General features: G+C 51.5%; 30 protein-coding genes and 2 pseudogenes. 23 read left to right on the forward strand and 9 right to left on the reverse strand.

Annotated features, from left to right (window positions below; genetic code table 11):
- Positions 1–76 precede the first annotated feature (76 nt).
- Together LBF07_RS04720 and LBF07_RS04725 are read right to left on the reverse strand one after the other, a co-directional pair.
- Positions 77–619, reverse strand: coding sequence for a toxin YdaT domain-containing protein (locus LBF07_RS04720; RefSeq protein ID WP_094934291.1), 543 nt, complete (start codon positions 617–619; stop codon positions 77–79).
- Between the two features lie 30 nt (positions 620–649).
- Positions 650–871 (reverse strand): helix-turn-helix domain-containing protein, encoded by a 222-nt coding sequence (locus LBF07_RS04725; protein WP_000608751.1) that lies wholly within the window; start codon positions 869–871, stop codon positions 650–652.
- Positions 872–988: 117 nt separating this feature from the next.
- Here LBF07_RS04725 and LBF07_RS04730 point away from each other — a divergent pair, with 117 nt between their 5' ends.
- On the forward strand, positions 989–1,699 hold the full coding sequence (locus tag LBF07_RS04730) for a helix-turn-helix transcriptional regulator (protein WP_032671516.1): 711 nt from the start codon (positions 989–991) through the stop codon (positions 1,697–1,699).
- Positions 1,700–1,773: 74 nt separating this feature from the next.
- A complete protein-coding gene (locus LBF07_RS04735; RefSeq protein ID WP_032634788.1) occupies positions 1,774–2,154 on the forward strand; it encodes a hypothetical protein in 381 nt (126 codons plus the stop codon).
- A gap of 41 nt (positions 2,155–2,195) precedes the next feature.
- Here LBF07_RS04735 and LBF07_RS04740 read toward each other — a convergent pair whose 3' ends face one another.
- Positions 2,196–2,405, reverse strand: coding sequence for a hypothetical protein (locus LBF07_RS04740; protein ID WP_094934292.1), 210 nt, complete (start codon positions 2,403–2,405; stop codon positions 2,196–2,198).
- An 867-nt stretch (positions 2,406–3,272) separates the two neighbouring features.
- Between LBF07_RS04740 and LBF07_RS04745 the strand changes: the two genes are divergently transcribed.
- From LBF07_RS04745 to LBF07_RS04830, 18 genes and pseudogenes are all read left to right on the forward strand, one after another.
- A complete protein-coding gene (locus LBF07_RS04745; protein WP_224435065.1) occupies positions 3,273–3,467 on the forward strand; it encodes a hypothetical protein in 195 nt (64 codons plus the stop codon).
- A gap of 160 nt (positions 3,468–3,627) precedes the next feature.
- Positions 3,628–3,888 (forward strand): hypothetical protein, encoded by a 261-nt coding sequence (locus LBF07_RS04750; protein ID WP_047357432.1) that lies wholly within the window; start codon positions 3,628–3,630, stop codon positions 3,886–3,888.
- Positions 3,885–4,046, forward strand: a complete 162-nt coding sequence (locus LBF07_RS04755; RefSeq protein ID WP_206461960.1) for a hypothetical protein — start codon at positions 3,885–3,887, stop codon at positions 4,044–4,046. The genes LBF07_RS04750 and LBF07_RS04755 overlap by 4 nt, the downstream gene beginning before the upstream one ends.
- Complete coding sequence (locus tag LBF07_RS04760; RefSeq protein ID WP_058676785.1) at positions 4,043–4,252, forward strand: cell division protein FtsZ; 210 nt, start codon at positions 4,043–4,045, stop codon at positions 4,250–4,252. The genes LBF07_RS04755 and LBF07_RS04760 overlap by 4 nt, the downstream gene beginning before the upstream one ends.
- Before the next feature lie 73 nt (positions 4,253–4,325).
- Positions 4,326–5,297: pseudogene (locus tag LBF07_RS04765) on the forward strand (hypothetical protein).
- An 8-nt stretch (positions 5,298–5,305) separates the two neighbouring features.
- On the forward strand, positions 5,306–5,503 hold the full coding sequence (locus LBF07_RS04770) for a thioredoxin reductase (protein ID WP_224435063.1): 198 nt from the start codon (positions 5,306–5,308) through the stop codon (positions 5,501–5,503).
- Positions 5,500–5,658, forward strand: a complete 159-nt coding sequence (locus LBF07_RS04775; RefSeq protein ID WP_159427221.1) for a hypothetical protein — start codon at positions 5,500–5,502, stop codon at positions 5,656–5,658. The genes LBF07_RS04770 and LBF07_RS04775 overlap by 4 nt, the downstream gene beginning before the upstream one ends.
- Positions 5,655–6,380 (forward strand): Rad52/Rad22 family DNA repair protein, encoded by a 726-nt coding sequence (locus LBF07_RS04780; RefSeq protein WP_224435062.1) that lies wholly within the window; start codon positions 5,655–5,657, stop codon positions 6,378–6,380. The genes LBF07_RS04775 and LBF07_RS04780 overlap by 4 nt, the downstream gene beginning before the upstream one ends.
- Positions 6,381–6,914: a single-stranded DNA-binding protein gene (locus LBF07_RS04785; RefSeq protein ID WP_224435061.1), complete on the forward strand. Its 534-nt coding sequence runs from the start codon at positions 6,381–6,383 to the stop codon at positions 6,912–6,914.
- Between the two features lie 25 nt (positions 6,915–6,939).
- Positions 6,940–7,161 (forward strand): hypothetical protein, encoded by a 222-nt coding sequence (locus tag LBF07_RS04790; protein ID WP_094934657.1) that lies wholly within the window; start codon positions 6,940–6,942, stop codon positions 7,159–7,161.
- Positions 7,161–7,313 carry a DUF1317 family protein gene (locus LBF07_RS04795; protein WP_129719539.1) on the forward strand — a complete coding sequence of 51 codons (153 nt, stop codon included), beginning with the start codon at positions 7,161–7,163 and terminating at the stop codon, positions 7,311–7,313. The genes LBF07_RS04790 and LBF07_RS04795 overlap by 1 nt, the downstream gene beginning before the upstream one ends.
- Entirely contained in the window at positions 7,310–7,969 is a 660-nt protein-coding gene (locus LBF07_RS04800; protein ID WP_129719535.1) for an MT-A70 family methyltransferase, read from the forward strand. The genes LBF07_RS04795 and LBF07_RS04800 overlap by 4 nt, the downstream gene beginning before the upstream one ends.
- Positions 7,966–8,184: a hypothetical protein gene (locus LBF07_RS04805; protein ID WP_224435129.1), complete on the forward strand. Its 219-nt coding sequence runs from the start codon at positions 7,966–7,968 to the stop codon at positions 8,182–8,184. The genes LBF07_RS04800 and LBF07_RS04805 overlap by 4 nt, the downstream gene beginning before the upstream one ends.
- Positions 8,181–8,528, forward strand: a complete 348-nt coding sequence (locus LBF07_RS04810) for a hypothetical protein (RefSeq protein WP_172421305.1) — start codon at positions 8,181–8,183, stop codon at positions 8,526–8,528. Before LBF07_RS04805 ends, LBF07_RS04810 begins: the two co-directional genes overlap by 4 nt.
- Before the next feature lie 85 nt (positions 8,529–8,613).
- Entirely contained in the window at positions 8,614–8,835 is a 222-nt protein-coding gene (locus LBF07_RS04815; protein ID WP_206461931.1) for a TraR/DksA family transcriptional regulator, read from the forward strand.
- Positions 8,835–9,074 (forward strand): DUF4222 domain-containing protein, encoded by a 240-nt coding sequence (locus LBF07_RS04820; RefSeq protein ID WP_206461930.1) that lies wholly within the window; start codon positions 8,835–8,837, stop codon positions 9,072–9,074. Before LBF07_RS04815 ends, LBF07_RS04820 begins: the two co-directional genes overlap by 1 nt.
- A gap of 8 nt (positions 9,075–9,082) precedes the next feature.
- Entirely contained in the window at positions 9,083–9,313 is a 231-nt protein-coding gene (locus tag LBF07_RS04825; RefSeq protein ID WP_094058358.1) for a hypothetical protein, read from the forward strand.
- Positions 9,314–9,448: 135 nt separating this feature from the next.
- The gene (locus tag LBF07_RS04830) at positions 9,449–9,652 is read left to right on the forward strand and encodes an AlpA family transcriptional regulator (RefSeq protein ID WP_094935813.1); all 204 of its coding nucleotides are present in this window, start codon (positions 9,449–9,451) and stop codon (positions 9,650–9,652) included.
- A 151-nt stretch (positions 9,653–9,803) separates the two neighbouring features.
- Here the strand turns inward: LBF07_RS04830 and LBF07_RS24605 are convergent, their stop codons facing one another.
- The 4 genes and pseudogenes from LBF07_RS24605 to LBF07_RS04845 all read right to left on the reverse strand — a co-directional run bounded on the left by LBF07_RS24605 (position 9,804) and on the right by LBF07_RS04845 (position 12,645).
- Positions 9,804–10,073 carry a VasL domain-containing protein gene (locus LBF07_RS24605; RefSeq protein WP_176686757.1) on the reverse strand — a complete coding sequence of 90 codons (270 nt, stop codon included), beginning with the start codon at positions 10,071–10,073 and terminating at the stop codon, positions 9,804–9,806.
- 2 nt (positions 10,074–10,075) lie between these two features.
- Positions 10,076–11,342: pseudogene (gene tssC / locus LBF07_RS04835) on the reverse strand (type VI secretion system contractile sheath large subunit); the annotation flags it as partial.
- A 32-nt stretch (positions 11,343–11,374) separates the two neighbouring features.
- On the reverse strand, positions 11,375–11,872 hold the full coding sequence (tssB, locus tag LBF07_RS04840; protein WP_094935815.1) for a type VI secretion system contractile sheath small subunit: 498 nt from the start codon (positions 11,870–11,872) through the stop codon (positions 11,375–11,377).
- A 632-nt stretch (positions 11,873–12,504) separates the two neighbouring features.
- Entirely contained in the window at positions 12,505–12,645 is a 141-nt protein-coding gene (locus tag LBF07_RS04845; protein WP_162531704.1) for a hypothetical protein, read from the reverse strand.
- A 12-nt stretch (positions 12,646–12,657) separates the two neighbouring features.
- Here LBF07_RS04845 and lpxP point away from each other — a divergent pair, with 12 nt between their 5' ends.
- Both lpxP and ypdK read left to right on the forward strand, forming a co-directional pair.
- Positions 12,658–13,578 carry a kdo(2)-lipid IV(A) palmitoleoyltransferase gene (gene lpxP / locus LBF07_RS04850; RefSeq protein ID WP_024907634.1) on the forward strand — a complete coding sequence of 307 codons (921 nt, stop codon included), beginning with the start codon at positions 12,658–12,660 and terminating at the stop codon, positions 13,576–13,578.
- Positions 13,579–13,935: 357 nt separating this feature from the next.
- On the forward strand, positions 13,936–14,007 hold the full coding sequence (gene ypdK / locus LBF07_RS04855) for a membrane protein YpdK (protein WP_099458937.1): 72 nt from the start codon (positions 13,936–13,938) through the stop codon (positions 14,005–14,007).
- Between the two features lie 52 nt (positions 14,008–14,059).
- On the opposite strand, the gene alaC is transcribed toward ypdK, so the two are convergent.
- A complete protein-coding gene (alaC, locus tag LBF07_RS04860; protein WP_023308710.1) occupies positions 14,060–15,298 on the reverse strand; it encodes an alanine transaminase in 1,239 nt (412 codons plus the stop codon).
- 18 nt (positions 15,299–15,316) lie between these two features.
- A complete protein-coding gene (locus LBF07_RS04865; protein WP_126327530.1) occupies positions 15,317–15,568 on the reverse strand; it encodes a hypothetical protein in 252 nt (83 codons plus the stop codon).
- A gap of 116 nt (positions 15,569–15,684) precedes the next feature.
- Here LBF07_RS04865 and LBF07_RS04870 point away from each other — a divergent pair, with 116 nt between their 5' ends.
- Complete coding sequence (locus LBF07_RS04870; RefSeq protein ID WP_094935816.1) at positions 15,685–17,391, forward strand: sensor histidine kinase; 1,707 nt, start codon at positions 15,685–15,687, stop codon at positions 17,389–17,391.
- Positions 17,392–17,394 lie beyond the last annotated feature (3 nt).

Below are 17,394 nucleotides of genomic sequence, written 5' to 3' on the forward strand. Positions count from 1 at the left end.
ATGAGTGCACACGATTTGCATCTGAAGGCCAGTTCTGTTCGCGCAGACTGGCTTTCGCCATTTTTGATACTTCCCATCACATAACCCCCAGCATCGACGTAACCATCGTCATCAGCGGCCCTACCTGCTCCGGCATGAGGCGGAACAGCGACGCTATGCCCTCGCTTACCTCTTTGAGCTTCTGATGCTCTGGAGCGTCCAGCAGCACGGCCTGCTTAGCTTCGGCACACTCTTTCATCGCAGTGGCGATCAGCGACATCGTGTCGTTCTGCGGCGCCAGACGGTTGCGATACTCCAGCGGCAGGACCGCCATGATTGCCGGTGTCAGCTGGCGCACGTTCTCGCGGTACTGCTCAGAGTCGAAACGGTTATCCAGAAAGCGAAAAAGTTTCTGGCGCGCCCTGCTGATGTCTTCCGGGAAGCTGATGGCGGTCCCGCCCTGCTCCCGGTATTCGTTGATGATCAGCGCCGAAACGACGTCCTGATTGTCCAGCGCCGACGACCATGCCCGGACCGCATCGCGGATTTTTTCGTGGTCTGGCGCCGCTTTAGCTTGAGCGCGGTTTATCATCGCTCCCGGGTGTATTCCGGTATTGTTTTGATACGCAAGTGAATGCATTGCTTTCCCTTTCGTGGTTAGGGCCGCCGGTTAGGCGGCAAAGATACCTGGATATAGAACTTCGCGAGGAAGTCCCGTTACTTCTTCGTACTTACGCATTTTTGTTACTGGAAGGCTGCCACCTCGCTTTTTAAGCATATTGATGGCCTGAGGCGTTACGCCGACCTTTTCAGCAAGCACCTTTTGAGAGCCGCCCACTGCATTAATGGCTTTCTCAAGCGGGGTGCTGGCGTTGGATTTTTTGTTGATCATGTTTTGCTCCGCTCATGTGTAATCAACACCATGTTAATTCATGACGTGGATTAAATCAACATTATGGTGATGGAAAAAATCCACATGTTGTTTACCATGCATGGAGCGGAGGGTTTTATGAGTAGCATTTCTGAAAGAATTAAATTTTTACTGGCAAGGGAAGGCTTGAAGCAGCGGGATTTGGCTGAGGCTTTGTCGACCAGCCCACAGACCGTCAACAACTGGATAAAAAGAGACGCGTTAAGTCGTGAGGCGGCGCAACAAATATCTGAAAAATTCGGTTATTCTCTTGACTGGTTATTAAATGGAGAGGGTTCTCCAAAGAAGGATCTGGAGAGCAACATCCCGCCGGAGTCTGAGTGGGGAGTTGTTGATGCATGGGATAAAGACACCCCGCTTCCTGTTGATGAGGTTGAAGTGCCATTTCTTAAGGATATTGAATTTGCGTGTGGTGATGGTCGAGTTCAGTGCGAAGACCACAATGGATTTAAGCTGAGATTCTCTAAGGCAACGCTCAGAAGGGTGGGTGCAAATAGTGATGGTTCTGGAGTGCTTTGCTTTCCCGCTTCTGGTGACAGCATGGAGCCCGTTATTCCTGACGGCGCAACGGTAGCAGTCGATACAGGCAACAAGCGGATTATTGATGGCGAACTCTATGCTATTAACCAGGGCGATTTAAAGCGCATAAAGCAGCTTTATCGAAAGCCTGGTGGGAAGCTATTAATACGAAGCATCAATCGCGATTATGACGATGAAGAGGCTGAAGAGTCCGATGTGGAGATAATCGGGTTTGTATTTTGGTATTCTGTTTTGCGATACAGAAGATAACAAAAAGCAATCATATTTCACTCAACTACATGTGATGTTAAGATGTTTCTGATTGCAATCAATGGAAATGAAACATGAAAAAAATAGCTCTTGCAGTGATTATTGCCACCGGCCTTGTTGGGTGCGCCTCTTCTGGAAATCAGCAACTGAAAAACGAAACTGAAACCAGTGTTCAGACAAAAATTCAGGAAGGAAAAACCACCAAGGCAGAAGTTAAATCCTACTTTGGATCACCTGATGCCGTGTCATACACTGATGGCGGCAATGAGATTTGGAAGTATGCCTTCGCCAAAGTTAAAGTTAACGGCACTACTTTCATACCGTTCTATGGGCTTTTCCATAACGGAACGAATGGCACCAAGAAAGAGCTGACCATTCTCTTCAAAGATGACAAGGTCCAGAAATACACTATGGCCGAATCAGCGATTAATACAAAATCAGGATGGGCTGATTAACAACCATCACTTTCAACGCCCGGCCTTAAGGTCGGGTTGCTTCACTTTAACGCTTTCCTGCCCTTCCTTACGATCTCAGCTGCATCTCTGTTAATACCTTTCCCGATCACATTACCGGTCTCCTTTCGGTACTGCTCCAGCTTGTCGATGATGGCTTGCTGAGTCACAGGCAGATCCGCCAGCGATAACTCCATCACCGCGCGCCCAGCGGCATGGGCCATCATTTTCACCCTTTCTTCATCCAAGTCCATTACCCAATCCCTTTTTGATGTTTTTTGCAGCATATCACTTATGCCACCAAAAAATAAATCAACATAAAAATCAACAAGAAACGATTAAATCAACAAATTAAATCCACAAGGTGTTGACCTATAAATCCACATGATGTTTAATTACCCCATCGAAACGAAACATCGACAGCTGAGCGAAGTTAGCCAGCGGCGGACAGCAAGTCGCCTGCTTTTTAACAACATGCAGATTTACAGCGTCAATGACCTGTTAAGACCCCTACACGTAAACGTGCTGTATCACCGGGTGCGATCCGGTCGGTGAGAGAGTATCCCCGCGCGAGAGCGAGAACGGCGTGAGAACGGGCAACACTGGCAGGGAGTTGGCGCTGACCATTAGAGGGAATGTTTTGGGATTGGATGAATGCGCAGGCTGATGCGCTGAGACGTCAAGATGATGATGCTCAAGCTGCCTGGGCACGGTTCGCAAAGTGGTGAGAGGCAGGTTTACCTAGCGAGAAATCATCAATGCCGGGAGTAGTTCAGCGCCGGCCATCCAATCACCAAAGCATTTCGAAAGTTCCTGGCTAGCCGCTGCCACCCTTTTCGACGCGGCACACCGCATCGGAGGAATTATGTAACAGGTAACAGTGACGACTGAAAACCAACATTCAGCCCCGGATTATGCCGGGGCACACCGTGGAATGTTTTGGGGTGTGGTGAAGCTCAACGGCGAGCTAGGGAATAGGCTTGCGGAAAAAATTCGCGATGAAATCCGCAAGGCGCGCGTAACCCAATCGGCAGCGCACCGATGGAAGCTGGTTCGACTCCAGCCACCACACCACCAAAGCATTTCTCCCGCATCAGCGGGTAACTACAGAGGGTAAGGCGATGAAAAGCAGTTTATTAACAAGTGAGATTGAAAAAGATAAGGCTAATGAGATTAGCGAAATCATCTTCCAGGCATTGCAGGAAATCGACCCAGCAGAGTTTAAAGATGAGGACTCTGGTGGCACAGAGAGGGCATCAGGCCTTGCTGATCAAATTTCAGAACGCCTTGTACTCAAGGGCGCATCTATCAACTAACCCGCTCCGGCGGGTTTTTTATCGGCCATACATAGGCAGATTTTCGAGTCTGCCCATTTATGACAACCGGCGGCAATCCACCGCCCATTGAAACACTGAATAAATGCGTTGAAGTCTTGTATTAACCGTTCCGTTCGCCGCGATAAGGCTAAGAGGATTTATGAGCACTGTAAAGATGATTGGCGCCAGTCCACTAACTGGAACAATTTTCGAAGGACGACTTAACCCAGTCAAAAGCTGCTGGGTTGGAAAGAAAACAGATGTTACCGATATGGTTCTGAGAGCTACCGCTGACCACCTCTACGTTGTGAAAAAGGAATATGCGTTCCCGTTACGAGACGGAAAGGTGGCTGTGTTGAGCATGCATATTTTCGATGAATTGCCAGAGCGCTTCATTGGTGGCACGGAGCATGGCGAATGATGACAGTCACCCACAACGGCAAGCAGTACACCGCCAAAAAGCTCAACGACAACGAGTGGCAACTCTCATCAGTCGATAAACCTCGCGAGAAAATCACAATGAACCGCTGGCAGATGGATTTCGCCGGTTTATTGCAGCAGGTGGAGGGTAAATCATGATCGGACACTACGGCACGACACCAATGATTCGCCAGTGCGTGACGCCTGGAATGATGGCACTTCACGAAGGCAGAACTTATCGCGTCTCAGCAGTCATTCAGGAGCGCAAATGGGTGTACCTGCACACGGATGCAGAGATTATCCGGCTCACTGACTGCGTAATTGACGTCCTCCTGGACGGTCACGGAAACCCTATCCAGCACTAATTTCAAACCCATTCCCCCCTGCTCGTCCGGCTATCGCAGACGGGAAGCGCACAACCAAATTTCAGGAGAGACCATGAGTGAAGTAACGGATTTAGTCGTTATCGAAAAATCTAGTGCAATGGCTGTATTCACCACCAAAGAGCAGCTCGATCCAATCATTGAAAAAATTGAGAAAGAAGCTCGCAGCCTGGTTCCGGATGTATCCACCAAGAAAGGTCGTGATGCTATCGCATCTATGGCGCATAAGGTTGCCCGTTCCAAAACCTACATCGACAACGCCGGCAAGGATCTGGTTGCTGAGCTTAAAGCCCTGCCGAAGCAGATCGACGAAAGCCGCCGCATTGTGCGTGAGCGGCTGGACGCGCTGAAGGATGAAGTACGGCGCCCACTCACCGAATGGGAAGCCGAGCAGGAACGCATTAAGGCTGAAGAAGCCATGAACGCGCTGCACGCCGAAGCGCTGGAAATGAACATCAAGTTCGATCAAGAGCTGGCGGCCAAGTTTGAAGCGGACCACGAAATGGCTCTGCTGATGAACAAGGATATTGACCGTGACCGCGAAGAGCAGCGCCGCCTGGCGGAACAGGCTCAGCGTGAACGTGACGAACGACTGAAGCAGGAAGCGGCAGAACAAGCCCGCCGCGATGCCGAAGCGAAGCACAAAGCAGAGATTGAAGCCGCAGCGCGCCGTGAAGCCGAAGAGAAAGCCCGCGCTGAGCTAGCCGAGCGCTAGCGCATTGAAGCGGAACAGCGTGCGGTACGCGAGAAGCAGGAAGCAGAAGCCCGGGCGGAACGCGAAAAAGCCGCGGCGGTAGAAGCTGAACGCCTGAAAGCAAAACAGGCAGAAGAAGCCCGTCTGGCTGAGCAGAAGCGCATCGCCGACGAACAGGCAAAACGTGAAGCTGACGTGAAGCACCGCAAGACGGTCGGCACCAACATCGTTAACGCGCTAACCAGCAATACCAGCTTAACCCGCGAACAGGCTATCGAAGTTCTTACCGCTCTGAAAGATGACCTGATCCCCTGCGCGAAAATTCATTACTGAGGTGAATCATGAATATTACATGCGAGTGCATAGACATGCGCACATCCGTCGGCCCCCACAACACTATCAAAGTAGAGATGGAAGGCGTTGTGCTGGCCGGTACCGTTAAAACCCGTGACGTACTACCCCAACTCGACGGCGCAGAAGTCATCGAATGGCTGGCTGAGCAGGGTTACGTCATCACTCATCAGGAGCGTGCAGCATGACGGCAGCAGAACGGTGGGATGAAGAGTCGTTCCTTCGCCTTATGCGCGACGTGATACCAGAAAAGCCAGAAAACGACGACGAGCCAGTTAACCTGGCCGCCGAGCGGCAGAACCCGGTCATTAGCTGGGATGAATTTGCGGGGAATTACACATGAACCTTGATGAATTAGATGCGCCATTTGCCAGCGAGGATATTGAATGGCGCATTCAGCAGGCGGGAAAAAACAATAACGGCATCTGGGCAAAGGTGCTGGCCTACGTCACCAACCGCGCAATCATGAAGCGGCTGGATGAAGTATGCGGCAAGGCTGGCTGGCGTAACGAATATCGCGATATTCCGAACAATGGCGGCGTTGAGTGCGGCATTTCCATCAAGGTTGACGGCGAGTGGATCACCAAGTGGGATGCGGCAGAAAACACACAGGTTGAAGCTGTGAAAGGTGGTCGCTCTGGCGCCATGAAGCGCGCCGCCGTGCAATGGGGGATCGGTCGTTACCTCTACAACCTGGAAGAAGGGTTCGCAGTGGTTTCAGCAACGCGCGCGCCCGGGTTCCAGTACGCCAAATCAAAAGAGGTTGGTGTTTTCTACTGGAAGGCGCCCGCTCTACCGGGATGGGCATTGCCTTCAGGAACACCAATCGAGCAGGGCCAGCAACCGCATGATGGTCACCAGCAGCGAGATCAGGCACCACAGTCCGTAGATGCGGACAAAATCCTCGACGAATTCTCGGCATACGCTGGCTCTGAAAACGATATCGATCGGCTTAAGCATCGCTATGAAGACACATGGAAATTACTGAACGGCTTTGCTGAGCACCAGAACAAATGCAAAGACGTTACTGGCATTCGACTCAAAGAACTTAAACAGGCGGCGTAAATGGCTAGCAAAGGCGTAAACAAAGTGATCCTCGTAGGCAACCTCGGGCAAGACCCCGAGGTCCGTTATCTTCCGTCCGGCGGCGCAGTGTGTAGCGTGACGCTGGCAACTTCGGAGTCATGGCGAGATAAAGCCACCGGCGAGCTTAAAGAGCAAACGGAATGGCACCGCGTCGTTCTGTTCGGAAAGTTGGCTGAAGTGGCCGGAGAATACCTGCGCAAAGGCTCTCAGGTCTATATCGAGGGCCAGCTGCGCACCCGCAAATGGACAGATCAGGCAGGCACGGAGAAGTACACCACAGAGGTTGTTGTAAACGTCGGCGGCACCATGCAAATGCTCGGTGGTCGTCAGGGTGGTGGTGCACCAGCAAGTGCTGGCCAGCAGAATGGTAACCAGCCGCAACATAGTAGTGGACAGCGTCAGCAACAACAGCGACCGCAACATGGTGGTGAACCAGGAGGATGGGGAACCCCACAGCAAGCGCAGGGACAGCAAGATGCCCCAATGGACTTTGACGACGACATACCCTTTTGAAGCATCTCCCGGCCAGGAGAAACCAATGAACAAATTTACCCCCGAGTATCGAAAATATCTTCTCCGGCCAATCCCTGACCGGAAGCTTTCACCCTCTGAGCTAGCAGATCGCAAAGAGCTTTACCAAATCATCCAGCAAGAAAGAGCCAACGACGATTCACCCCCTGCCCCATCCAATTACACGCCAGCCGACCCATATCTCAACGACAACCGCAAAGGCCTCGGCGGCGCTTCAAGGAGTGACTAATGACTCACGCTCACGACGATATCAGGGTTGGTAATCTGAGCCTTCCCTTCATTGGTAAAGGCTGGCTAATGCCATGGGGTGAAGTGGTCAGCAATCCATTAAAGGCGCAGCGGCTCGGTGAGGAATATCGGGAAAGACAGGAGGCGGCATGACAGCGAAATACTCACTTCTGTATGTCGATCCCCCTTGGTCTTACGGCAACACCATCAGCAACGGCGCCGCTGCCGATCACTACTCCACCATGAAGCTGATTGACATCAAGCGCCTGCCGGTTTGGGAACTTGCTGCCGAAAACTCGGTGCTGGCGATGTGGTACACCGGCACGCATAACCAGGAGGCTATCGAACTGGCCGAAGCATGGGGCTTTACCATTCGCACGATGAAGGGATTTACCTGGGTGAAGCTGAATCAGAACGCCGAGCTGCGCATCAACAAGGTACTGGCTGAGGGTGAAGTAACCGACTTTTACGACTTCCTCGATCTTCTTAACGCCGAGACGCGCATGAATGGCGGCAACCACACCCGAGCCAACACCGAAGACTTGCTGATTGCCACTCGCGGCGCCGGGCTTGAACGACAGCATGCCGGGATTAAACAGGTGGTCTACAGCCCGCTCGGAGCACACAGCGAAAAGCCGTGGGAAGTTCGCCACCGACTGGAGCTACTTTACGGCGATGTGCCGCGCATTGAGCTGTTTAGCCGCAGCGCGGCACCGGGCTGGGATCACTGGGGAAATCAGTGCGCCACCGCCGCGGTTGAATTGCTACCCGGCTGCGCCATCGATGTTGTGAAAACGGAGGCCGCATGACGCCAGAAACAGACAACGTCATCCGATCCGCCTGCCGCCGCTGCACCGAGGAAATCCAGCAGGCCATGCGCAAGAAGCCAAAGCCAAACTGGAACGAAACGGTGCCTCCCATCATCAACAAGCATCACAAGAAAATTGAAGCTCTGGGAGTTAGCCTCCTGGAGTTCGTCGTCAAAACTGGCCGCCTTAACGGGCGGTTTGGAGCCGAACAATGAGTAAATACAGAAAAGGCGCGGTGTATCTCCGCAAAATGAAAGCCGGCGATAAATCGAATGACTTTCGCACTTATATGCGCATGGCGATGTTCAGTGACAAAAAAGCGTGGAAACACCCCGAGAAGATTAAGCCTGTCGTGCTCGTTCAGTATGGGATGAAGAATATCGTAAGTGTCTTCATGAATATGGATGACGCTACCGGTTGCCTGTTCAGTGGGGCGATTGAAAAGCGTGCGCGTAACTCCCGACACAATCCTCGCCGCGGCATGCCTTACACAAAAGGCGACCTGAAGAAAGCTTTCCGAAAGTGGGCATTCAAACACAATGCGGAGCGTGCCGCATGAAGGCACTAATCACCAAGGAGCTTAAAGCTCCTTTTTTATTGCTGTCGTTCACCTTCAACCGAATTAACCGACAGTTCCGGGAGCATTGACCAGGGACATCATCGATACCGCAGCAGAGATTGAAGAGCTTCAGCGTAACGCTGCCCTTTCAGCTCACCGCCTCAACCGAAACGTCGTATCGGCTGAGCGTTGTGAAGAATGCGACGAACCAATTCCCGAGCCGCGGCGCGCTGCCGTTCCAGGCTGCCAGACGTGCGCGGAGTGCCAGGGTGTTATCGAACTGAGGAAGAAGCAGCGAGGTGCGTGATGTTTGCACTCATTCAACGAGGTCAGATTTACGCTGACCAGCACGGTTGGCCCGTCATCATCCACAGCTGCACTTCACAGATAGTCCGCTACTGGCGACAGGGCCGGATCAACACCGCTTCAATCGACCGCTTTAATAACGATTTCGAACACCTCGATCACCGTGAGGCGGCGCAGATACGCGCCGAACTGGAGACGAGCGAGCACATTAAATTGCTGCGCGCCCAGCGTGCGGCGTAAGGAGAACTATGAGCACCATTCAGGACATCCGAAACCAGCTATCAACTCTGGTCACCGAGGCGCACAAGGTTGCATGCGCCCTCGATATCGGTGACGAGCGAACCGAGGCTTTCGAGCTATACGAAGCGCTTCGTCGACTTCAGCGCCAGGGTGCCGCTGGAGAGGTTCTATCAGCAACCAACCCGCTTCTCGCCTCGCCATATTACGACGAGGACTGGGAGGAAGATGAAGACGACTGACGCAACTGATAGCCAGTTATGAGCTGGCTATTGGGTGCGAAAGCACTGCCACGTTATCCCCCATTTTCCCGGCCATAGTGCCGGGTTCTTTTTGCCTGGCTTCCAGGTTCGATTTCCAAACCGGAGATGAAACCCATGCGCGAACTGCGAGACGACTCTCTTATTGACATGAAGTTCATGATCGAAGATGCTGGCTATACGGCGAAGTACTTCTATTCGCAGATTAATGCCGGAAAACTCCCCAAGCCAATCAAACTTGGTCGCACATCACGATGGATGTATGCCGACTACCAGAACTGGAAACGCAGTTATCTATCCCCACTAAAAAACGCATCATGATTTGCCTTTGCGGGCATAAATGCGGGCATAAAATTCTTCACTTCTGCAAATAATCTTATTTCCCCAGTAGTTACATACATTTTGTGATGTCTGCAGGGGACACTTTACCCTCCCGCTTTTTCCAGCACATTCGTCTGTCTACCGCCAGAATTCACTGAGCAGAAGAATCCTGTTTTATTTGAGCGTAACGCGTTGCCAGCTGTTTAAGACGCAACTCCAGTTGAGTCTTTTCTGCTTCAGGAAGCGCATCTCCTGCTGGATGCTGTGACAGGCGCCTGAGTTGTTCTTCAGCCGGTATCGTCTGGTTAAATGACTGTATAGTCGAAAAAACTACCGATTTAAGCTCGCTTACCGTGATGTATTTTCCTTTTTGCTCGTCCAGACTACTCAGCCGATGACTCAGTTGCTGAAGCGTCATCATTCCCTGATAGTGGGCGATACGTGACAGCAGGAAGATGTACGGAAGACGGGCGTTGATGCGGCTGTTCGCCGTCGCATCAACGGTGTCGTACAGCGCCGGTTTCTGAGTGGAGTTGGCTGAGAAGAAGCACGCGTAGTCGCGGTTTTTGTAGTAGGACAAAGGAATGAAGCCCAGATTCGCGAATTCGAATTCGCGGGTTTCGGGAATCATCACTTCGCTCGGGATTTTTACCTGATTGCCGGTACCGAGATCGTACAGATGGATAGGCAGGTCCTGAACCGCACCACCAGCCTGCGGGCCACGGATTTGTACACACCAGCCATTATTGATAAAGCTGCGCACCATGTTGGACGCGAAGGCAAACGATGCATTGGTCCACAGGTATTTGTCGTGATCGGGACCTTTGACTTCTTCGACATAGTTGAAGCTGCGAACCGGAACGGTGTCCGGGCCATACGGTAAACGTCCCAATACGCGCGGCATGACCAGGCCGATGTAGCGAGCGTCATCAGTATCGCGGAACGATTTCCACTTGATGTACTCTGCGCGGTCAAAATAATTACCAATATCTTTAATCGCCGCGACGTCTTCCATGGACTCTTTAAGGAAGAATTTCGGGCCTGCTGAGCCGATAAACGGCATATGTGCAGCAGCGGATACCTTAGAGATGTTGCGAAGCAGAGCGACATCCTGAGCTGAAGCATCAAACTCGTAAGCGGAAATCAGTGCCGCAATCGGCTCGCCGCCTGGAGTATCATATTCATCAATGTAGGTGTGTTTATACAGACCACTCTGGATGATTTCCGGGGTATCTTCAAAGTCCTGCCGCAGGTCTTCTTTGGACATACTCAGAAGCTCAATTTTCACGTTCTGGCGAAAATCTGTTTTATCAATCAGTGATTTCACCCCACGCCAGAGGCTTTCGACCGCCTGAAACTCGTCATGGTGCATAACCGCGTCCAGCTGGCGGCTGATCTGGTAATCGAGCTCAGCGATGTGATGATCGATAAGGCTTTTATCCAGTTTTTCGACCTTCGCGCCTGCTTTGGTCAGACATTCCAGAAAGACTTGCATACCTGCAGTCAGACGCTCATCAGCGGTTGCATCTGACATCGCCTGCGCATCTTGCCAGAGGTCTAATGCGCTCAACTCAGAGACAGGATTCAGATTGATTTTCTCAAACAGGGAGGCGTAAACCCCACGCGCAGCAGGACGTTCCAGCACCACGCTTTCACTACCGGCAATATTATTTTGTACAGACATGAGCATTCCTTGTTTAATCCGTTAAAACAGCGTGATGGTTACGATTTTCTTGATGCCAGTGCGGATAGTTCATTTCTCAGTTCAGCACTAAGGGACTGGTCCAGAAGGATTTTTTCCAGCTCTTTTCGGAAAGTCTGGTTATCCAGCAAATTGGCCTTCAGATCGCGAAGCAAGTTGCGCATCGCCAGCATCGCCTTCAGCTGCGGTATCTGAGCAGCCACCTGCTCTGGCGTGAAATCTTTCATGCTCTGGAAAGTCAGCTGAACATTTTCCTCACCACCATCATCAGAGAGCGTATTTTTAACGGTTAGATTAAGTTTTGGGGAGTATTCAGAAAGAACACTGTCGAAATTATTTTTCGTGATGTTAACTTTCTCACGCTCAGATATTTGAGCAGACTCTTTCCCATTACTGAAATCACCCGCAACCAGTAATTTCAGCGGTAATTCCATTTTCTTGCTTGCCCCGCCTGTATGCAGGTCAAGCTTCAGGTTAATACGTGCCTTAGGCACCTCATTCTGAAAACTGTCAGCCATCTCATCATCCCTCTTTGTTTTTGCTACGCCAACTTCACGGTATCGTTCTTGATGCGCAATATTAGAATAATGATCGATGCAAAATCAAATACACAGATCATTTATCCGCAATGAGAAATTTCTTAAGAATTTTCCACTAAGATATTATTACGGATTATCCGTTCAGCTCAGGGAAAGACACTGCTTTTTTCACACAAAGCGAATATTTGCACCGTAAAAAGGATCGCAGCCAGAGAGATGCTAATAAAACCATCTTGTTTTGATTTGCATCACAACATGATATTAAAAAAAGATGAAGGAACGGCAACAGGTTATTGCAAGCAGATAAATGACAGAGGTTAATGAATGAAGAAGAGTGACGAATTGATTGATAACATGAATAATAAATAAGAATTTTCACAAAGAAAATTCTTATTTATTATTCGAAGGAAAATAAAATGTAGATGCGGGTCCGAAAATAAACACTGCTGCTCTTTTGTCGGCCCACTCCTCTTTGCGCAAAGACTTCAGTTCTCCTCTCAGGCATGAGAACTGCTCTCCCTTCTGGAGTTTATACAGTGTAAAATCAAACACCTCCCGGATCGCCGCTTTTTTAATCAAAAACGAGTAATAGCACATATCGTATAACGGTGCTACATTACGCCGCCCGCCCAAATCAGCAGTGGCCAGGCAACGCCGCCGTAAAGTTCGGTAAAGCCTGCAACCATCACCTTGAAGAACGGTCTTATCGGCACGTCGTATCGCAAACTCTGCGCTACCTTTACAGGCTTCACATAGGTTCTACTATTTTGTCTCAATCCAAATTTCAACGTGCGTTTTTACACCCGCGTTACTGGTTTACATGGTTTGGCCTTGGCGTACTCTGGTTGCTGGTTCAACTTCCGTACCCTGTCCTGCGCTTGCTGGGGTCAAAACTGGGCAGCGCTTCCCGCGTTTTCCTGAAACGTCGCGAATCCATCGCGCGTAAAAATATTGAGCTTTGTTTTCCGCAGTACAATGCAGAGGAGCGTGAGAAACTCATCGCTGAAAACTTCAAGTCTATCGGCATGGCGCTGCTTGAAACCGGCATGGCATGGTTTTGGCCAGATGAACGTGTCCGCAAATGGTTTGACGTGGAAGGCCTGGATAACCTTAAACGCGCGCAGATGCAAAAACGCGGCGTGATGGTCGTCGGCGTTCACTTTATGTCGCTGGAGCTGGGCGGCCGCGTGATGGGGCTTTGCCAGCCAATGATGGCAACCTACAGACCGCACAACAGTGCGCTTATGGAATGGGTGCAGACGCGAGGCCGTATGCGTTCCAATAAGGCGATGATCAGCCGTAATAACCTGCGCGGTATGGTCGGTGCTCTCAAGAAAGGAGAGGCCGTCTGGTTTGCCCCCGATCAGGATTATGGACGTAAAGGCAGCAGCTTTGCGCCTTTCTTTGCGGTGAAAGACGTTGCTACGACTAACGGCACCTTTGTCATTTCGCGTCTGTCTGGTGCCTCTATGCTGACCGTGACGATGGTGAGAAAAGCAGATAAGTCAGGCTACCGCCTGCACATCTCCCCTGAAATGGCTAACTATCCGGAAAACGAGTGCGAAGCGGCAGCGTTTATCAATAAAGTCATCGAAACTGAAATCATGCGCGCGCCAGAGCAGTATCTGTGGATGCATCGTCGTTTCAAAACCCGCCCTCTTGGCGAAGCCTCGCTCTATATTTAGCCCTTCATGAAGGTTAGTTTCGCTAAGAAACTAACCTTTTCAATCACCTGTCTTCCCGCTGAGTAACTATCTTTTAATGCGTCGCCCAAAGTGAATTTATTGCGAAGTGAAATCAAACTGTCGCCGTTCCACGACACTCGTAAGTGACGGAAATTATTTAAAAAAATCCCTCTTGTCACCCCTCATTTTTAAGCGTACATTAGCGCCGTCTGGCAACAGGAAAGCACAGAATTCTGAGCTGGAGTTAACGGCATAACGGGAAAATTCTTATTTCCGTTTTGACCGGATTTCAGTTCTCTATAATCAGGTGGACTCTGTTTTTAAATGCGTACCACAAGATACGCGGAGCGATGAAACGTGAAATATTTCTTTATGGGCATTTCGGTGATTGTTTTAGTCTGGGCCGGAACCTTTGCCCTGATGATCTAGTGAAGAACATGCAGTCAAAAAAACAGGAGCCATCGGCTCCTGTTTTTTTATGTCATGACGACGCGGGATGTTCAGCGACGCTCTTTGAGGTCAGAAGACCGTCGGCCCGGAACATACTCTTGATGCCCCTCACCGCCTGACGAATACGGTCGCTGTTTTCAATCAGGGCAAATCGCACATGGGTGTCGCCATAATCACCGAATCCAATGCCAGGCGAGACACACACCTTTGCATCCTGAAGCAGCTTTTTAGCAAACTCCAGCGATCCCATCGCCGCATAGGGCTCCGGAATTTTTGCCCAGACGTACATAGACGCCTTCGGCATTTCCACCATCCAGCCCGCTTCATGCAACCCTTTTACCAGCACGTCGCGGCGGCGCTTATACTGGGCGGCAATCTCGTGGACGCACTGCTGGTCGCCTTCCAGGGCAGCGATAGCGGCGACCTGCAGCGGCGTGAAGGTACCGTAGTCGTGATAACTCTTAATGCGCGCCAGGGCACTCACCAGCGTTTTGTTACCCACCATAAAGCCAATACGCCAGCCCGCCATGTTGTAGCTTTTCGACAGGGTGAAGAACTCTACCGCCACATCACGCGCGCCCGGGACCTGCATAATCGACGGGGCTTTCCAGCCGTCATAGACGATATCTGCATAGGCTAAATCGTGAACCACCAGCACGTCATAACGCTTGGCCAGCGCGACAACTTTCTCGAAGAAATCAAGCTCCACGCACTGCGCCGTTGGGTTCGACGGGAAACCGAGGATCATCATCTTAGGTTTCGGATAGCTTTCGCGAATCGCACGTTCCAGTTCGTTAAAGAAATCGACACCTTCCACCAGCGGCACAGAACGGACCTGCGCCCCGGCAATCACCGCGCCGTAGATATGGATCGGGTAGCTTGGATTAGGCACCAGCACCGTGTCGCCATGATCCAGCGTGGCCAGCATCAGATGTGCCAGCCCCTCTTTCGAGCCGATGGTGACAATCGCTTCGCTTTCCGGATCGATATCAACCTGATAGCGATCCTGATACCAGCGCGAGATCGCGCGACGTAACCTGGGAATACCGCGAGAGGTCGAGTAGCCGTGCGTATCCGGGCGCTGGGCAACCGTGCAGAGCTTTTCAACGATATGCGGTGGCGTTGGGCCGTCAGGGTTACCCATGCTGAAATCGATAATATCTTCGCCGCGCCGACGCGCAGCCATTTTCAGTTCAGCAGTGATATTGAAAACATAAGGGGGGAGACGATCGATACGCGTAAAACGGCGTTCAGGACTGAATTCAGCCATAGATTCCTCAGATTAACGTTAGCGCCCGGACCGTCCGAGCGACGCTGCCACTGATGTGGCATGTTTAGAAAATAACCTGAAAAAAATCATGCTGTCGAGAGGGAAATGAAAAAAAAGCGCTCGACTAAAAACCGGAACCCCGCTGCGCCTAAAAGCGGAAGCCCCTGTTTCGGGATCGGCTGTCTGATAGCTGTTATTTAACAGGATGATATCAAACCAGTTACCTGACGATGCGCCGTTCAGAAAAAAACAGGACGCCTCGGTCATCACCAGATAATCCCCTTTCAAAATTATGGTTTTTCCTCATTTGATAAACCTGACGGATAGCTGGTCAATACGCGCCAGGTTTTTTATCATGGTTCTTTCCCGTTTTCCCAGGTCTACTCGTGCACGAAATATTCAATATGCTGCTGGCGGTTTTTGACCGTGCGGCATTAATGCTGATTTGCCTGTTCTTCCTCATTCGCATTCGCCTGTTTCGCGAGCTGTTGCACAAATCAGCCCACTCGCCAAAAGAGCTGCTGGCCGTTACCGCCATCTTTTCGCTGTTCGCCCTGTTCAGCACCTGGTCCGGCGTGCCGGTAGAGGGTTCGCTGGTTAACGTGCGCATTATCGCCGTCATGTCCGGCGGAATTTTGTTTGGTCCGTGGGTGGGCGTTATCACCGGCCTGATTGCCGGGACGCACCGCTATCTGATTGATATCGGTGGCGTAACGGCGGTGCCGTGCTTTATCACCAGCATTATCGCCGGGGTGCTTTCCGGCTGGATCAGCCGCAAAATCCCGAAAAAACAGCGCTGGCGCGCCGGGATCGTCGCAGGCATGGTGTGCGAAACGCTGACTATGATCCTGGTCGTCGTCTGGGCTCCCACCACCGAGCTGGGGCTGGATATCGTCTCGAAAATCGGTATTCCGATGATCCTGGGCAGCGTGTGCATCGGTTTTATCGTGCTGCTGGTGCAAAGCGTTGAAGGGGAAAAAGAGGCCAGCGCCGCCCGTCAGGCCAAGCTGGCGCTGGATATCGCCAACAAAACGCTGCCTCTCTTCCGCCACGTTAACGCGGAATCGTTGCGTCAGGTCTGCGAGATCATTCGCCATGACATCCACGCTGACGCCGTCGCCATCACCAATATTGACCACGTGCTGGCCTACGTTGGCGTCGGGGAGCACAACTATCGCGACAACGATGACACCATAAGCCCGACCACCAGACAGGCGATTAACTACGGTAAAATCATTATTAAAAACAATGATGAAGCCCACCGAACGCCGGAAATTCACTCGATGCTGGTCATCCCGCTGTGGGAGAAAGGCGTCGTGACGGGCACGCTGAAAATTTATTACTGCCACGCGCATCAGATCACCTCCACGCTGCAGGAGATGGCCATCGGCCTGTCGCAGATAATCTCCACCCAGCTTGAGGTTTCGCGGGCGGAACAGCTGCGCGAGATGGCAAATAAGGCAGAACTGCGCGCGCTGCAGAGTAAAATCAATCCCCATTTCCTGTTTAACGCGCTGAACGCTATCTCCTCGTCCATTCGCCTTAATCCGGACACCGCGCGCCAGCTGATTTTTAACCTGTCGCGCTATCTGCGCTACAACATCGAGCTGAAAGATGACGAGCAGATCGACATCAAAAAAGAGCTGTATCAGATCAAGGACTACATCGCGATTGAGCAGGCCCGCTTTGGCGACAAGCTCACGGTCATTTACGATATTGATGAAGAGGTCAACTGCGTGATCCCGAGCCTGCTTATTCAGCCGCTGGTCGAAAACGCGATTGTTCACGGTATTCAGCCCTGTAAAGGCAAAGGCGTCGTCACCATTAGCGTCACCGAAAGCGGCAACCGGGTGCGGATTGCCGTGCGCGATACCGGCCACGGGATTGATCCAAAAGTCATTGAGCGCGTGGAGTCTAACGAGATGCCGGGGAATAAAATCGGTCTGCTGAACGTGCACCACCGGGTCAAGCTGCTTTACGGCGACGGTCTGCATATTCAACGTCTTGAGCCGGGCACCGAAATTGCTTTTTACGTCCCGAATGCGCGCTCGCGCGCGCATACGACGACATCACTGTTGCCCCAGGTGGATTAACCC

This window comes from Enterobacter cloacae complex sp. ECL352, from assembly GCF_020149545.1.
In the GTDB taxonomy this organism is placed as follows: domain Bacteria; phylum Pseudomonadota; class Gammaproteobacteria; order Enterobacterales; family Enterobacteriaceae; genus Enterobacter; species Enterobacter asburiae_B.

Excerpts from the sequence above, each read along its gene's own strand:
- LBF07_RS04725 (WP_000608751.1), bottom strand. The coding sequence starts at position 871 with ATGATCAACAAAAAATCCAACGCCAGCACCCCGCTTGAGAAAGCCATT.
- LBF07_RS04720 (WP_094934291.1), bottom strand. The coding sequence starts at position 619 with ATGCATTCACTTGCGTATCAAAACAATACCGGAATACACCCGGGAGCG.
- LBF07_RS04825 (WP_094058358.1), top strand. The coding sequence starts at position 9,083 with ATGAGCACCATTCAGGACATCCGAAACCAGCTATCAACTCTGGTCACC.
- LBF07_RS04805 (WP_224435129.1), top strand. The coding sequence starts at position 7,966 with ATGACGCCAGAAACAGACAACGTCATCCGATCCGCCTGCCGCCGCTGC.
- LBF07_RS04730 (WP_032671516.1), top strand. The coding sequence starts at position 989 with ATGAGTAGCATTTCTGAAAGAATTAAATTTTTACTGGCAAGGGAAGGC.
- LBF07_RS04735 (WP_032634788.1), top strand. The coding sequence starts at position 1,774 with ATGAAAAAAATAGCTCTTGCAGTGATTATTGCCACCGGCCTTGTTGGG.
- LBF07_RS04785 (WP_224435061.1), top strand. The coding sequence starts at position 6,381 with ATGGCTAGCAAAGGCGTAAACAAAGTGATCCTCGTAGGCAACCTCGGG.
- LBF07_RS04810 (WP_172421305.1), top strand. The coding sequence starts at position 8,181 with ATGAGTAAATACAGAAAAGGCGCGGTGTATCTCCGCAAAATGAAAGCC.
- LBF07_RS04745 (WP_224435065.1), top strand. The coding sequence starts at position 3,273 with ATGAAAAGCAGTTTATTAACAAGTGAGATTGAAAAAGATAAGGCTAAT.
- LBF07_RS04790 (WP_094934657.1), top strand. The coding sequence starts at position 6,940 with ATGAACAAATTTACCCCCGAGTATCGAAAATATCTTCTCCGGCCAATC.
- LBF07_RS04820 (WP_206461930.1), top strand. The coding sequence starts at position 8,835 with ATGTTTGCACTCATTCAACGAGGTCAGATTTACGCTGACCAGCACGGT.
- LBF07_RS04830 (WP_094935813.1), top strand. The coding sequence starts at position 9,449 with ATGCGCGAACTGCGAGACGACTCTCTTATTGACATGAAGTTCATGATC.
- LBF07_RS04770 (WP_224435063.1), top strand. The coding sequence starts at position 5,306 with ATGAATATTACATGCGAGTGCATAGACATGCGCACATCCGTCGGCCCC.
- LBF07_RS04755 (WP_206461960.1), top strand. The coding sequence starts at position 3,885 with ATGATGACAGTCACCCACAACGGCAAGCAGTACACCGCCAAAAAGCTC.
- LBF07_RS04760 (WP_058676785.1), top strand. The coding sequence starts at position 4,043 with ATGATCGGACACTACGGCACGACACCAATGATTCGCCAGTGCGTGACG.
- tssB (WP_094935815.1), bottom strand. The coding sequence starts at position 11,872 with ATGGCTGACAGTTTTCAGAATGAGGTGCCTAAGGCACGTATTAACCTG.
- LBF07_RS24605 (WP_176686757.1), bottom strand. The coding sequence starts at position 10,073 with ATGATGACGCTTCAGCAACTGAGTCATCGGCTGAGTAGTCTGGACGAG.
- LBF07_RS04740 (WP_094934292.1), bottom strand. The coding sequence starts at position 2,405 with ATGGACTTGGATGAAGAAAGGGTGAAAATGATGGCCCATGCCGCTGGG.
- LBF07_RS04775 (WP_159427221.1), top strand. The coding sequence starts at position 5,500 with ATGACGGCAGCAGAACGGTGGGATGAAGAGTCGTTCCTTCGCCTTATG.
- LBF07_RS04780 (WP_224435062.1), top strand. The coding sequence starts at position 5,655 with ATGAACCTTGATGAATTAGATGCGCCATTTGCCAGCGAGGATATTGAA.
- LBF07_RS04795 (WP_129719539.1), top strand. The coding sequence starts at position 7,161 with ATGACTCACGCTCACGACGATATCAGGGTTGGTAATCTGAGCCTTCCC.
- LBF07_RS04800 (WP_129719535.1), top strand. The coding sequence starts at position 7,310 with ATGACAGCGAAATACTCACTTCTGTATGTCGATCCCCCTTGGTCTTAC.
- alaC (WP_023308710.1), bottom strand. The coding sequence starts at position 15,298 with ATGGCTGAATTCAGTCCTGAACGCCGTTTTACGCGTATCGATCGTCTC.
- LBF07_RS04750 (WP_047357432.1), top strand. The coding sequence starts at position 3,628 with ATGAGCACTGTAAAGATGATTGGCGCCAGTCCACTAACTGGAACAATT.